The sequence below is a fragment of the Mongoliibacter ruber genome (genome assembly GCF_003003005.1).
GTDB classification, from domain to species: domain Bacteria; phylum Bacteroidota; class Bacteroidia; order Cytophagales; family Cyclobacteriaceae; genus Mongoliibacter; species Mongoliibacter ruber.
This window is the reverse complement of sequence record NZ_PVTR01000002.1, coordinates 228686-243808: the sequence shown is the minus strand read 5'-3', so window position 1 is coordinate 243808 and position 15123 is coordinate 228686. Positions and strand designations below refer to the sequence as shown.

Genomic DNA, 15123 nt, shown 5'->3' with positions numbered 1-15123 from the left:
GTAAGGATTTTTAATGTGGATAAATAAGATTCAAATTTCAACATCAGCCTCTATTTCAACCAAATAACCGTCTCCAACCAGTTTTGCCTCTACCAAAGTATTTGCGGGTTGGGTTTCCGAAAACCTTTGTCCATGAGCTCTAGCTACAGGTTCCCAATCTTTCAAGTTATTGACAAAGATTCGAGTTCTCACCACATCTTCGAGCTTTGCCCCTAATGAGATGATTGCAGCCTCAATTTTATCAATGACAAAGTGTGTTTGTGCAGCCGGGTCACTTCCCCCAATAATTTTATTTCCATGGGTAGCTGTTGTACCGGAAACAGAAATCCTGTTCCCTTTTTTTACAGCCCGACAATATCCTGCCATGCTTTCCCACTCCGTTCCACTGAACACTTTCTGACTTCCACCCGGACCGGGTACTACTTCAAAAGGTTTGGGAAGTTCGTCCAAGTGATGACTCAGGTCCCCTGAAGCAGTTAAAAATGGAGGTTTTCGATATTCATCTCCACATCCACCAGGAATTGTGGATAACTCTTGTTGGGCTTGATTGATCTGAATAATGTCTTCTGTTGATAATTCAAAAGAAAATAAATTCAATGTTTCGGACACATGTGCACTTTGTCCTAGCCTAGCACCTATGATTACTCCGCCAACATGCTCTTGACTTAAAATAAATTTGGTAGCTATGTTGGCTATAGAAACATGGTGCCTTTTTGCAATTTGATCGAGTGTTTGCAACAAAGATTGAAATTTTTCCCAACCTCCTGCTGTATCAATAAAACGCTTGTATTTCATTTGTGACCAAGTGGCCCCAGTTTCAGTGGAGGGTTCAGCTTTTGCTAACCATCTTTCAGACAGAAATCCTCCGGCAAGTGTCCCGAATGCCAAAACCTTGATGCCATACTCAGCACATACCTTTGCCATATCATGTGATGCCCGCATGTCTAAAATGGAGTGGCAAACCTGATTCGAAACTATAGGTATGCCAGATGCACAGGCGATTCTCAGGTGGGCAGCATCAAAATTGGTCAAACCCAAATTCTTGATCAAACCCTCTTCTTTCAATTCAGAGAGCCAGAATAATTGATCGAGCCAGACAGGGTCTGCATAGAGCCAAGCATGAAACTGAAGCAAGTCTAAGCTTTCTGTCTGAAGGCGCTGAAGTGACAATTCTATGGCTTTCCTGGTTTCAGCTTTTGTGGATTTCCCAGGTTTCGGCACCCACTTCGTCAACATTTGCGAATTTATTCCCAAAGGGGATTGACTGCCAAAGGTGCCTGCGATGATTTCTGCTGAGCCATAATGATCAGCCATATCAAATGAGCTGAGGCCTGCCTGTACATATGGTTCCATGGCAAAAGCAGTTTTTTCAGGATCTAGTATCTTGCCATCCCTTTCCATATCGGCAATTTGCCATAGCCCTGTCAATACTTTAGAAATTCTTAAATTCTCACCCAATTGGGTATACATTTTATCAGTCATTTTTTCCATTATGGTAATGTTTTGAAAATGTTATCCACATCTTTCCCGCTCTTTTTCAATGATCTGTATTTGATTAAGAAAATCAAACTGGCAATTCCCATAACAATAAGCCATATAGGTGTGGAATGAAAGTACCAATTGTCAACATCGGATTGCAAGTCTTTCCAGGTGTGGATAACTAAGAAAAAGCCCAGGATACATACACCTGCCCAACCGATCCATTTTCTTGTTTTTGGATTTTCAACAAAGCGTATTTCCTTTGCCAGTTGGGGGTTTATTTTGTCCAAAGTCAATAGTGTCACGCACATCAAAAGAAAATTGACCATCATAGAGGTAACCATAATGTCAATTCCAAGGAAAAAATCTCCTGCGAAGTGACTGCCAAATATACCTAAACTAGCCATTGCACCACTCAAAATGATAGCTGAAGTTGGGGTGTTGTATTTGCTGTGAACCTTTGTTATAAAGCTTGGGAATATTCCATCCTCCGCCCAGGCAAACATCAATCGGGAAACAGAAAGCAGCATGGCCGGCAAGTCGTTGATCAATGCGATGGCGGCTCCTGCAATGATCAAAACCGTCATGCCACTCGGGAGCAAATATCCCATCATCCCGGGGGCTGTGATATCTCTCTTGGCAGCCTCAGATGAAATGAAAGACCAAGGAATCGCATGATAAACTGCACCAGAAAACAAAATATAATAGCCTCCAACAATCAAAATCGTTAATCCTATGGCGAGAGGCAATTTTCTGGTTGGATCCTTAGCTTCACCTCCAGCTTGTGCGATGCTGTCAAATCCAATAAAGCTTGCGAATAGGATACTTGAAGCTGAGAGAAAGGCAAAAAAATCAAAAGTTGCAGCATCTTCTAAAATAGGGGGTGTGCCAACCTTTTCTGTATAAGATTGTACAAAATCACTTTGTGTAAAATAAAAACCTGCGAATATCACTATGCTCCCCAGTATAAACATCAAGATCATTAGAGGGACAACTGTTTTTTCATATTGTTTCGCGCCTAGGATATTGACATATACAAAAAGCCAAACGAGCGCAAGGGCGATACCAACCCGAGCATAACCTATATCCAAAATTGAGGCTGCCTGAGCGTAGCCTAAGTTATCCACAATATCTCGTAAAAAGGGAACTGTTACATAAGCCACAACCCCAATGACAATAGAAAGTCCAAACCACTGAGAAAAACTTGCAATAAATCCCAAATATGGGTTTAGGCCCCTACTCGCATAAATATAACTTCCTCCGGCTTTTGGCATAGCCGTCGCCAGGATACTGTAAGCAAATGCTGCCAAAATCGCTGGTATGGCTGCAAAAGCAAAGGCATAAAGAACGTAGGGCCCTATACCAGGCACGTTCCTTTGAATCATAAAGGGGACTACATTAATAGATGCTCCCAACATAGAGCATACCCCTGTGGCAACGAGAGCGGATAGACCAAGTTGGCGGCTTAGAGTAGCTTGACGCATGTAAAAATATTCTTCATTCGCCGGTTAAAATCAGATATTATTTTCTCAATTCAAAGCAAAGATATCAGCCCGCCATTCTATGTTGATGAATGGATAAAAAGTCAATAAATATGTTCTGTCTAGAAGAACCTATTTTTTACTGAATTTCAAAGAGATCAAGACAAAAACTGGGTAAATCATCGGAAAATCAGGTCTCATCTATACAATTTGACCTTTTTTTATCTGATTATATTCTGTATTTTTCGAACTAGTTTAATTGACAAAAAAGAAATTCATCAGCGGAATTGCTCCGTTCATTTCTAAAAAAAAGCATGAAAGTCTCTTCAGAAAAACCATTTGAAATTATTTATGCCATATTCAGCCATGAGTATCTGGGACTTTTGTTTGAGTCCTTCGTGGTACAATTAGATGAAAGGGGGAGACTGTCATTTGCCAACCAAAATATATCCAGCATCAATGCTCCGGAATTTGCTTCTGGCCTCGATGACATGGATTATAAGCTTATCAAATGGATGGATGACATGCAGCAGGATGCTGTGGTCAAAAAGCTGAATACCAAAAAACTTAAACCAAAAGAATACCTGAGGAAAATATACGATCCCAAAACGGAAAATAAGACTGTTCAGGAATCGATTGAGCGTAAGCTTGAAGTATTGAGGTCAAAAATTCTTGAAAATCTACTAGGTAAAAGACTTTTTGAAATGGGTAATGATGGCAATCCAATCTGGAGAGAAATCCAAATTATGCCCGAAAAAGCCTCAGTACTTTTTCATTTCAGAAGAAATGAAGACAATACCCATTATTTCCCAACACTCAAATACGGTGGCGAAAGGTTGGAATGGCAATATAAAAATGCGTATCTCATATGCCATGAGCCGGCTTGGTTGGTGGTTGAAAGTAAGCTTTACAGTTTTAAGAAAGATGTAGACGGTAAAAAGCTAAGACCATTTCTGAACAAGAAATTTATTGTAATTCCCCGAAAGGTAGAGAAACAGTATTACGAGAAATTTGTCACCCAATTGGTCTCGTCTTTTGATGTATATGCAAAAGGGTTTGATATCAACGTGGTAAGAGATGAACCTAACCCAGTGCTTAGCTTGAGCGACTTACCTGGAAACTCGGGTACAGACCTTTTCGGAAATCAGCTAGATGAAAAGGAAGAGGATAAAATTGTTTTTGACCTAAAGTTTCAATATGGTGAGTACGTTTTCCGTTCTGAAGAGAAAAATGATAACAATGTCGAACTTGAACAGATAGAGGACAATTATATTTTTCACAAAGTAATAAGGGACTTAGAGAAGGAGAAATCTTATGGGGATTACTTGAAGAAATTAGGCTTGCCAGTTATCAGTTCCAAGTTTTCATTGTCTAAATCCAAAGCTTTTGGTTGGATCAACAATCATAGAGAAGGTCTTCAGGAACAGGGAATCCAAATCCAGCAATCGAGCACACTTAAAGGTAAGAGGTATTTTATTGGTCATGCCCATATTTCTGTAGAAGTAAAAGAAAACATCGATTGGTTTGATGTGAATGCAATAATCAAATTTGGTTCTTATGAAATTCCTTTCCATAAGATCAGGAAGTTATTGCTTCAAGGCAAAACTGAGTTTGAGTTGCCAAATGGTGAAATCGCAGTAATCCCTAATTCATGGTTTGTCAATTATTCGGAAATGTTCGCTTTTCTGGAAGAAAAAGAAGAAGAAAAGGATCATTCTTTAGTACTCAAAAAACACCATATTTCTCTTGCGCAGGAATTGCAAGAAAGTAACCTACTGCAATTGACCCTAAGCAGAAAGCTGGAAAAACTGCGTGATTTCAGCAAAATTGAAGATTATGACTTACCATCAGGCTTTAAAGGAAAGTTAAGACCATATCAAAAAGCTGGCTATAACTGGCTTAGATTTTTGGCAGAGTACAAGTTTGGCGGTTGCTTGGCAGATGATATGGGTCTAGGTAAGACGGTGCAAACCTTGGCCATGCTTGCACACCAAAAAGAGGTCAACCCAGGTACAACATCCCTCTTGGTGATGCCTACTTCTTTGATTTACAACTGGGAACTGGAAGCGAGGAAGTTTACTCCTGGCTTAAAAATCCTTACCTATACAGGTACGCATAGACAAAAAGATAATAGTCTTTTTGCTAAGTACGATTTGGTGTTGACATCCTATGGCATTACGAGAATGGATATAGATATATTGAAAGGATTCTATTTCAATTATGTCATTCTAGATGAATCCCAAGCCATCAAAAATCCCAGTAGCATCATTTCTAGGGCAGTAGGAGAACTGTATTGTAAACAAAAATTGATATTGACGGGAACTCCTGTAGAAAATGGAACCATGGACCTTTGGTCACAGATGAATTTTATCAACAAAGGGCTATTGGGGGGACAAAGCATGTTTAAGAAACAGTTTTTGCAGCCGATCGAAAAGCAAAACGACATGGATAAGGCAGGGAAGCTTCATGCCTTGATCAAACCATTTATTCTCAGAAGGCTGAAAACACAAGTGGCAACAGACCTTCCCGAGAAAGTTATCAATGTAAAATACTCTACCATGACCTCAGATCAAGAAAAAGCTTATGAGGAAGTAAAGGGATTTTACCGTGAAAAAATAGTGAATGAAATGTCCATTCCAGGACTCAAAAACCAACAGTTTACTTTGTTGAGAGGACTTACTCAGCTGAGGCAGATAGCCAATCATCCGAGGCTTACAGATAAGACATATGCATCCGACTCAGGTAAATTGGAAGATGTTATCCACATGTTGCAAGCTACTGCAAGTGAAGGCCACAAGGTGTTGATTTTTAGCCAATTTGTAAGACATTTGGGTATCGTAAGGGAGTACCTGGACGAGCAAGAAATCAAATATGCCTATCTGGATGGTACCACTAAGGACAGGCAGGGGCAAGTAAGGTCTTTTCAAGAAGATGATAGTGTAAAAATATTTTTGATATCGCTTAAAGCTGGAGGTGTAGGACTAAACCTTACCGCTGCAGAATATGTCTTTTTATTGGATCCTTGGTGGAACCCTGCGGTTGAAGCTCAAGCCATAGACCGAGCACATAGGATTGGGCAGGAAAATAAGGTGATTATCTACAAATTTATCACCAGAAATACCGTTGAGGAAAAAATAATGGCCTTGCAAGAGCGAAAAATGGCACTTGCAGGAGAATTGATCAGTACTGAAGAAAGCTTTATGAAGAGCTTGAGCAAAGACGATATCGAAGCATTGCTTGATTAATGTACTTCTGAACGAATTGAATATCTCCAGAGTGTTTTGGAACTTTGATCAGATGAATTCGCTGGGAAAATTTCCAGCACATAGTCGCCTTCTATTCCTGAGGCTTGAAATTCAATGGTGTATTCCTCTCCGGCCTTTTGTATCGGGTGTATATCCCAATACAGGAGTCTTTTAAGGTTAGGAGTTCTATTTTCTTCAGTTTTGACTAGCAGCCAGTCTTTATACTCCACAAAGGGTTGAACTCCTGAGAAAGGAACCAATAATAAATCTTTAGGAACTGGAAACTCTCCTAAGTCCCCTTTTTGGGAAAATAACTGCACCACGCCGTCAAATGAGTTTCCATTATTCAAATACTCATAATTGGTTACTTTTATTTCTCGGATATTTTCTGGACTGTGCTTCAATAATGCATCAGTATCAAGAATTGGCAAGCCGTCTAGTAGTATAAGTGGGCCATTCTGAAAAGCTTTTCCTGTACTATGGTTAATGATACGGAGCACAGATTTACCACCCTGATTTCTTACCAAAGCTTCCTCCACATACTCTCTGAACACGGTCCAAAGGTCATCAAATGTATTGTACTCTTCAAGGATATAGGACTTTGATGGTTTTAATATGACTGCTGAGTAATCGCTTTCTGGTAAAGGCAGGAAGTATTCCATCAATTGCCTGCTTTCATGTATCTTTTGGACAAAAGAGCGTATGTCTCCTGTCAGAGTCATTTCCGGCCATTGATCAATGATCGGCTTTGCTGACCAAAAAGAGGTTTCTAAAAATATTTGATCCAAAGATTCTTTATTTGAAGATTGTACGGTCAAAAAATCCATCATTCCGATTTTTCCTAAATCCAGGATCATTTCTCCTTTCTCATCAAAATTGCCGGCAAAAAACTTATTGGTTTTTCCGGAACTGCTTATCAGTACGGGGTTTTTATTCTCCTCCTTTCCCCCTTTAAATTTGACAATGGGTCCATAAATCTCAGGAATCCATTCACTTTCTGATGCTTCATTAGGATAGGTGATAGGAGCTTTATTTTGACTGGGTGGCTTTGAAATTGCAGGAAATTCCAAACTGGAAGTAATACCGAATATTTCCCTCTGATTGAATTTTAATTTGATTTCAATATTTTCGTTTGGCAAGAATTCATTTTTCGTTGAAATGATTTCGATTTGCGGTTCCTTATCTCTAGTGTACTCTTGACTTTTGATTTTTTCTTGAAATCTAGGAGGCAGTTGCGGGTTGATGATTCCTACCCACTGATGAAAGACCCCGAAATTCTGATGGCTTAGTCTACTTCCTTTTGTGTATGCCCTTACGAGATAATAACCTGATGGAAGGTCATTGGAAACATTTAAAATAGCTTGGCCTTTTCCTTGGTTGAGTTCGAATATTACTTGCTCCACAGCGGTACCTTTGCTATTGACAATTTCTGTGTAGGCGATTTTTTCAGGGGAATGTGTATTGCCCATTTTTGCCTCGAAGGCTAAGAGCAAAAAATCACCTGCAATAACATTTTGAGTAGACAACATCCCAAAAACCTGTATCTCAGGACCAGTAGATGCAAATGGTTTACTATTGATCAGCATTAGTACCATGAGAAAACAAATGGCTCGCTTATAAATCGTTTTGCCTCGGAACATCATCATCTTTCTTCCCAAAATTCTGGTTTTTCCAAAGTTCCTCTAGACCTGCAGTCTGCACAAAACACTGTAGTAGTGAGGTATTTTATCTTGAATCCCTCTTCGGGATCTTCTGTTTCAATGGAGGCAAGGGGTATAAACCTTCTGGTAGAAAAGAAAGTAGCGAACTGCAAGGGCTCAATGGTATCTGTCAGAGCACAATTGATGTAATCAGGAATTCTGGCTCTCCAAGGACTGATATCTGTAAAGTTAATGTAAATCCTTTTTCTCTCAGTAGACCCTAATCCAACAAAACCAATCACAGGTTCTTCCGGATTGTCCAAACTCTTAATATTTCCTGGAATCTCAGAAGGCATGGGACTGAAAATACCTCCAACATCCTCTGTGTTTTTTCTCAATACTTCCCAAAACTCGAAAGCATCAGGATTTATTGACCTTTGGATTACTTCTATGGAATACCGGATTCCCAGTTTTTCAGACTCATTTGGAATACGAGTAATTTCCTGCCTGTTGACCTTCCCATCATCCATACTCTCCGTATCTGCAAGCAAAATTCTACCTGGATTATTTTCATTAAAACAAATGTTGATAGGATCTTCACGTATGACTAAATCATTGATCTCTGTATCAAATTTAAAAAGAGAAGTGAAAGGGGTGGCAAACTGCCAGACCTCTTCGTATGTCCAAAAGAGAAATCCTGATTGATTTCCTGCGGAAGCATCCAGATATACAAAAACACCCTCTTCTTCTTTTTCAAAATAAATGTTCTCAATTGATGGGGTCCGGTAAGGACTCATCCAATCAGAAGCATAACTCAATCCATTGTTTAATCGGATTTGAAGTCTATAGTTTTGTTCAAAAGGTAAATTTTCTTCTTGTCTATAATTCCCGTTGGCACTGTGGACAAAGAAATACTTGTTGCCTGTATCAGATTCTGCCCAGACTTCTGCTTGGGTGACTGGTACAGACGGAAGGGAATCATAAATGCTTCTGGTCCTACTGAGACGGATATTGGCCACTTCATTACCGCCAACCTCTATATGGCCTTCTACCACCAAAAACCCAAAATCCACAAAGGCTATTTCAGGCTCGAAGATTTCCCGACAGGACATTAAAATGAACAACAAGCAAATCTTTAATATACCCTTTCTATCCATATTAAAATCTAAAATTATAAGTAATAAACGGGATCGGCCTTGCAAATATGGACAGTTGGAATCCTTGCAATGTGCCATTGATTGGAGTGAAATATGCCGAATACGGATTAGACCTTCCCAGCAAATTGTACACGCCCAAAGACCAGGAGGTATGTGCCAATTTTTCGATTTTATGGTTTCCTTCAAAATTGACAGAGGCATCAATCCTGAAGAAATCAGGTATCCTGAAGTCATTCCGGTCTGAATAAAATACCCTTTCCACTCCCAGATAATCATACTTGGCGATCGGTAAAGTTATTGGTCTGCCAGTACTGTAATTTGCAGTGATGGCAGGCATTACCCTTTTTGTGATCTCATAGTTCAATACAAGAAACACATCATGTGGCTGATCAAAATTGCTTGGATAAAATCTCCCCATATTGATTTTTTGCCCCAGCTCATCGGGTGATGTCCTGAGAAGTGACCTGGAATAAGTATAACTCAGCCAGCCGTTCAATCTGCCCACATTTTTTTTGAGCAATACTTCTATGCCATATGCTTGTCCTTCTGTGCGTAAAATATCCCTTTCTATTGCGTTGTTGAGAATGAGGGTAGCACCACTACGGTAATCAAGCAGGTTGTCCATTGTACGGTAAAACACCTCAAAAGAAGCTTCCAAAAACCTGGATGGGATAAAAGTGAAATATCCTGCTGACACCTGATTCCCGATCTGAGGCCTCACGTATCTGTCACTGAGTTTCCAAGTATCAGTTGGTGCGATAGCAGAAGTATTGGTAACCATGTGGAGATGTTGCCTTGAACTCGAAAACCCTGCTTTGATTGAGCTGTTCTCATTCAACAAGTACCTCCCAAATATCCTGAATTCAGGGCCAAAATAGGGCTGGACAATTTCATTTGAGGAATAACTGATTGTTTCAACTACAGTTTCTGCTGTCCTTATGGTTCCTTCTTGATAGATATCAACATCGGTGGGTCCCAAAAATTGATAGAACATCAGCCTTGCGCCCAAACTCAAACTGAATCTATCGCTTAACTCCCACTCATCATTGATAAATATGGCCGACTCAAGAGCCCTTTCAGTATCAACACGTTGGTCAAGGATCAGTGAGCCAGTGCCTTTAGGCGAAATAGTTCCTGGATTAAGACTAAACAGTATGGAGGAAACCCCAAAGTTCAGCTTGTGATTTGGTATTGCAGTATAATTGGCCAAACTCTTGAAATGGAATTGGTTGATATCAAAACCAAAGTCAAATGAGTTTGAAGGATTTAAATCACTGATGATATTGAATTCATAGCCATCATAGCCAATTGTGGTCTTAAAGGATAACTCATCGGATTGCTCCCTTATCCAGCTAAGATTCAGATTCCTGTTGGAATAAGAAAATGTAGTATCTCTTTCAAACCTGAAACTATCACCACTCAAATATCCTGTAAATAAAAGCTTGTTTCTCCCGTCAATTTGATGTGAGAGATTGAGGTTTATATCATAAAAGGAGGCTCGGCCATTGTTAAACCCTGTAGTTTCGTCGAGTAATGATAGCAGCCAATTGGAATAGGTTGTACGACCACCTATATTGAAGGTGGTGTTTTTACCGATTGGCCCTTCAAGGTTTAGCCTGCTGGCCAGGAGACCTATTCCTCCACCACCTTGGATGGATTCCGCGTTTCCGTATTTCCCCTCTACATCCAGGACTGAGGATAACCTGCCCCCATATTGGATGGGGATTCCTGTTTTGTAAAGGTCGACCCCATTTACCATATCTGGGTTAAATGCTGAGAAAAATCCAAATAAGTGACTGGGGTTAAAAATTGTAGCCTCGTTGTACAAAATCAGGTTTTGGTCAGCAGCACCGCCTCGCACATTGAATCCTACGCTGGCTTCACCTACTGTATTTACTCCCGGCAAGGTAAGTATTGACCTGATCACATCCACTTCTCCCAACAGCAAAGGCATTTTTTTCATAGTGCTGATGTCCATGGTTTCTACACCCATTTGGACTTTTTCCACATTAATAGGTCTGTTGGAGCTGACGGTTACTTCCCCCAAGCTGATAAAATCTTCCTCCATGGTGATGTTCAATCCACCATCACCCATGACATTTATGCTCCTTCTTTCTTGGCCCAAACCAAAACCCTGCACGACCAAAGATTGTCTACCAAGTGGTAATCGGACACTAAATTTGCCATTTTGGTCCGATACTATCCTGTCAGAAATTTGTGGACCTGTCACCAATGCTCCACTTATTGGTTCTCTAGTTGACTTGGCCTGAATTACACCACTGAGGGTGGCATAACCACTTCCGTCGTGTGTTTCAGTAGAGCCTATTTCCCATAAGGTGTTTCGGTCTAATGTAGTGCTTTCAGTTTGTTGAGCTATTTCGGCTTGACCTTCCAAAGGAATATTTTGGTTTTCGGAAGGTATTTTGAATCCTTGATGTACGGTATTGTTTACCAAAACCCCTTTTGTGATGTATACATTTTGATTGTCATCAATAAAAAATTTTAATTCGGTATTTGAAAACAATGTGCTGAGGATATCGGAAAGGGAGTTGTTTTCCGCGCTCATATTCACCCTTAGCTCAAGGATATCTTGGCTTTTATAGTAGAATCTATATGAAGTGTTAGATTCTACTTGGGCAACAAATCTTTCAAAAGAAATTCCCAAAAACAGCCCGCTAATGAGTTCTCTATTTTCGGATTGGGCCATAATGGAATATTGACACATCAACCACAAGAATAAAACAAATGATATTTTTAATATATTCTTCATTGAGCTTTTCGGGTATTGGTACTGAATTTCAATAGCTCAATTAGGAATTCGTCTTTATTCCTTTTGAATTTTAGATTTAACCCTCTGACATGTTTTTTGAACTCTTTTTTGTCCACATCCAATACCTTGATCAATTGGTTAGGGCTCTCCACTGGAATCCATTCTTCATTTTTCAGAACAAAATAATCGGTATGCGTGGAGAAAAATTTGTAATACTCTGACGGGGAGGAGAATCTTTGAAGTTCCTTTCTGTGTTTGGATAACAATTCATACTCACCAGACCACACTAGCCTGTAGAATCCATTTCTATGATGTTTGTAACTGGGATTTAAGTGTCTTTTGACAATGATAGTCCCGTCTGTAAACTCTGCATATGAGACAAGGTCTGCATTCAGGATTATTTCATTTTGAAATTGTTGAGAGGAGATGACGAGCTCATCCATAAAAATATCATACTTGATTAGCTGTCTATCAAAATGAAAATCTTCGTATTCCAATTTAGACTCCTGGAACTGCTTTTCAGCAAGTGTTGGTTCATCTCTCAGCAAAGGGTCTTTGGAAGGATATACAGCTCCTGTTTGCAATCCGGGATATTTTCCAAATTTTATTTCTTTATAATCCTTCTGTAAGTCATTATTTTGTCCAAATATTACATTCGAGATGCAAAAAAAAATTATAATTGAGAAATGAAATCTGGACATTCGAATTAATATACTAGTTACTATGTAATAATCTCTATTAAATTCCAACTATACAAGTAATATAACATTTTAAATAATTTTCTTAATGAAAACTGCAACGATCATTATTCAATGCCCAGATCAAAAAGGTATAGTTGCCAAAGTATCTGATTTTTTGTATTCCTACAAAGGCAATATCCTCGAAATTGACCAACATGTGGATGGGGAAATCGGGATGTTTTTTATGCGAGCCGCTTGGGAACTCGAGAGTTTTGATTTGGAAAAGGACAAAATTGCAGAAATCTTTCAGCAAGAGGTGGCTGATGAGTTTGAGATGAAATTTGAGTTATATTTCAACACCTCCAAACCTAGGATGGCCATTTTTGTGTCTAAACTTTCCCATTGTCTATTTGATATTTTGAGTCGGTATTATTCAGGACAGTTTGATGTAGAAATCCCTCTGGTTATTTCCAATCATTTGGAACTGAAAAAAGTAGTTACTGCCTTTAGAATTCCATTTTATTACCTTCCTGTGGATAAGTCCAATAAGGCTGAGGTGGAAAAACAACAAATTGAGTTATTGAAACAGCATCAGGTGGATTTTGTGGTGCTTGCCAGGTACATGCAGATCTTGAGCGGGGATTTTATCAAGTCCTTCCCAAATCAGATCATCAACATTCACCATTCATTTTTACCGGCCTTTGTAGGAGCCAAACCATATCATGCAGCATATGAAAGGGGCGTAAAAATCATTGGGGCCACTGCTCATTATGTGACCGAGGAACTTGATGCAGGTCCTATTATTGAGCAAGAAATAGCCCGTGTGCGTCACCACAACTCTCCGTCTGATTTGGTGCAGATTGGTCAAGATGTGGAAAAAGTGGTGCTTTCAAAAGCAATCAAATATCACTTGGAGCGGAAAGTACTGGCTTATAGGAACAAGACGGTTATTTTTTATTGAAAAGTATTTAGGTTCCAATTTGTATGTAGGTAAGGGAAATCGAGCTTAAGTTGAATTTAAGTAAATTATTCAAGTCAATGAGTGGATTATCGGTATGCTCCAATCTCATGGCTTGGTGAATTTAAACCTTATAAACGTACAATTACGCTCAATTTCAGCTTTCGAAAGGGAACATAACCAAGCTCAAATCATTATTTTAACTCGTAAAATTTAACATTTTTTTGAATGAAGAATAATTAAAAATAATTTTTTAAAGAAAAAATTTCATTGATATTTGAATTTCACATCAATGAAATTATTTGGCATGAAAACAAACCTACTATTTCGTCTCCTTTTCTTCATGGCCTTTGTGCCAGCTGTTTCCTTTGCTCAGGATGAAAAGCCAAAAGTTCAATATACAGTTGGCGGGGGTGCCTCTATTGACGGGAACAACCTGCTGTGGGGCCTTAATATGAACAATGAGCTTAATTATAAATTAGGTAGAAGAACATCCCTCAATGCTGCTGTTTTATTTTATCAATCTCTCGGAAACTTGGAAAATAGAGGGGTTTCCCCCGGACAAAAAAGTTTAGACCAATCCTCTGGTATTTTCATTACGCCAACACTTAAATACGATATCCTTCAACGGGATTCTGGATTTATATTGGCTTTTGCAGCTGGTCCTTCCCTTCAATTAGGCGGAAACACAATTGAAGTGGTCAATTTTTCTGGACCAGAAAATACTCCTTTTATTTTTACCAATAAATTCCAAAGAATTGGCCTTTTTTTAGAACTTGAAGGAGAGTGGAAGACAAGAAATCCCAACATCAGAAATGCAGTCGGTATTTCAGCTTATGGCGCGGAATATTATTTTCCATGGTACCTCAACGCTACTTATAAAGTGCGATTCAATATTGGGAAGAAATAAAATTTATTGAATAGACAATCAAATATCATTTGGAGTAAAAAGTGTTGTTTTTTAAAACAAGACGGTTATTTTTTATTGAAAAAACTTTTCCAAAGTTTTGAACTTTGGAAAAGTTTCTGAATTAGACCTATGTTCATTAGCAACATCCTGATCCTGGGGCGCAACTGCCGGTATCTTGGATGGATGCCATGACAAGTTTAGGTTTGGCTTCTTGAGCTGGTCCACAACAAGCCGCTGCTTTTTCTTCTGGAGTAGTTGCCCTGTCTTTAGCTTTACAAGTAGTTTGATCAGCTATGAGTTGTACAATTAGGGCATTGCCTGTATCCTTGATATTGTGAACAGGAAGTACTGCCGTTGGGAAAGTTGCATTACCATATTCAAACTTAATCTCAGCATCGGGATAGGTTTCCCTCACCTGGTTGACCACATCAAAGATTTTCAGGGCTTTGCTGGAGTCCACGGCATGGTTTGGCTCAGGAATTTCATTTTCCCAAAGTTGTATATGAACCTCTGACCATTGATTACGGATACCACCACAATCTACAGTATCAAAGTTGACATTTTTGATCTCGGTGATGTGGTAGTCAGTACGCACATATTGGCCGCTTTGGTATTCGAAGAAAAGTGCCTTATTGGGATTTTCTTGAAGGGTTTTGGTGAATTGATTTGTTTTCATGTGTTTATAATTGTTTTTTGGTTGTCACACCTGCCTACCGGCCAGGCGCGATTTTATATCAATAAATATTCAGTTTCAATTAGTATCAAATTGGTGTATAGAATCGGTCTATATTACAATATTGCTA

General features: G+C 39.2%; 10 protein-coding genes. 3 read left to right on the top strand and 7 right to left on the bottom strand.

Annotation, left to right across the window (positions count from 1 at the left end; all coding sequences use genetic code 11):
- Nucleotides 1-30: 30 nt before the first annotated feature.
- Nucleotides 31-1491 carry an aldo/keto reductase gene (locus CLW00_RS04355; protein WP_245917164.1) on the bottom strand — a complete coding sequence of 487 codons (1461 nt, stop codon included), beginning with the start codon at nt 1489-1491 and terminating at the stop codon, nt 31-33.
- The gene (locus CLW00_RS04350) at nt 1491-2963 is read right to left on the bottom strand and encodes an APC family permease (RefSeq protein WP_106132428.1); all 1473 of its coding nucleotides are present in this window, start codon (nt 2961-2963) and stop codon (nt 1491-1493) included. Before CLW00_RS04350 ends, CLW00_RS04355 begins: the two co-directional genes overlap by 1 nt.
- Before the next feature lie 311 nt (nt 2964-3274).
- On the opposite strand from CLW00_RS04350, the gene CLW00_RS04345 reads away from it, so the two are divergent.
- Entirely contained in the window at nt 3275-6205 is a 2931-nt protein-coding gene (locus CLW00_RS04345) for a DEAD/DEAH box helicase (protein WP_106132427.1), read from the top strand.
- On the opposite strand, the gene CLW00_RS04340 is transcribed toward CLW00_RS04345, so the two are convergent.
- The 4 genes from CLW00_RS04340 to CLW00_RS04325 are packed head-to-tail and all read right to left on the bottom strand — an operon-like array spanning nt 6202 to nt 12356.
- A complete protein-coding gene (locus CLW00_RS04340; protein WP_146131365.1) occupies nt 6202-7800 on the bottom strand; it encodes a hypothetical protein in 1599 nt (532 codons plus the stop codon). The genes CLW00_RS04345 and CLW00_RS04340 overlap by 4 nt on opposite strands.
- 47 nt (nt 7801-7847) lie before the next feature.
- A complete protein-coding gene (locus tag CLW00_RS04335; protein WP_170073167.1) occupies nt 7848-8957 on the bottom strand; it encodes a DUF4249 domain-containing protein in 1110 nt (369 codons plus the stop codon).
- 46 nt (nt 8958-9003) lie between these two features.
- Nucleotides 9004-11709 (bottom strand): TonB-dependent receptor, encoded by a 2706-nt coding sequence (locus CLW00_RS04330; protein ID WP_245917163.1) that lies wholly within the window; start codon nt 11707-11709, stop codon nt 9004-9006.
- Between the two features lie 59 nt (nt 11710-11768).
- Nucleotides 11769-12356, bottom strand: a complete 588-nt coding sequence (locus CLW00_RS04325; protein ID WP_146131364.1) for a hypothetical protein — start codon at nt 12354-12356, stop codon at nt 11769-11771.
- Nucleotides 12357-12558: 202 nt separating this feature from the next.
- Between CLW00_RS04325 and purU the strand changes: the two genes are divergently transcribed.
- Both purU and CLW00_RS04315 read left to right on the top strand, forming a co-directional pair.
- Nucleotides 12559-13413, top strand: coding sequence for a formyltetrahydrofolate deformylase (gene purU / locus CLW00_RS04320; protein WP_106132422.1), 855 nt, complete (start codon nt 12559-12561; stop codon nt 13411-13413).
- 304 nt (nt 13414-13717) lie between these two features.
- On the top strand, nt 13718-14320 hold the full coding sequence (locus CLW00_RS04315) for a hypothetical protein (RefSeq protein ID WP_106132676.1): 603 nt from the start codon (nt 13718-13720) through the stop codon (nt 14318-14320).
- Between the two features lie 136 nt (nt 14321-14456).
- Here CLW00_RS04315 and CLW00_RS04310 read toward each other — a convergent pair whose 3' ends face one another.
- Nucleotides 14457-14996, bottom strand: a complete 540-nt coding sequence (locus CLW00_RS04310) for a DUF6428 family protein (RefSeq protein WP_106132421.1) — start codon at nt 14994-14996, stop codon at nt 14457-14459.
- Nucleotides 14997-15123 lie beyond the last annotated feature (127 nt).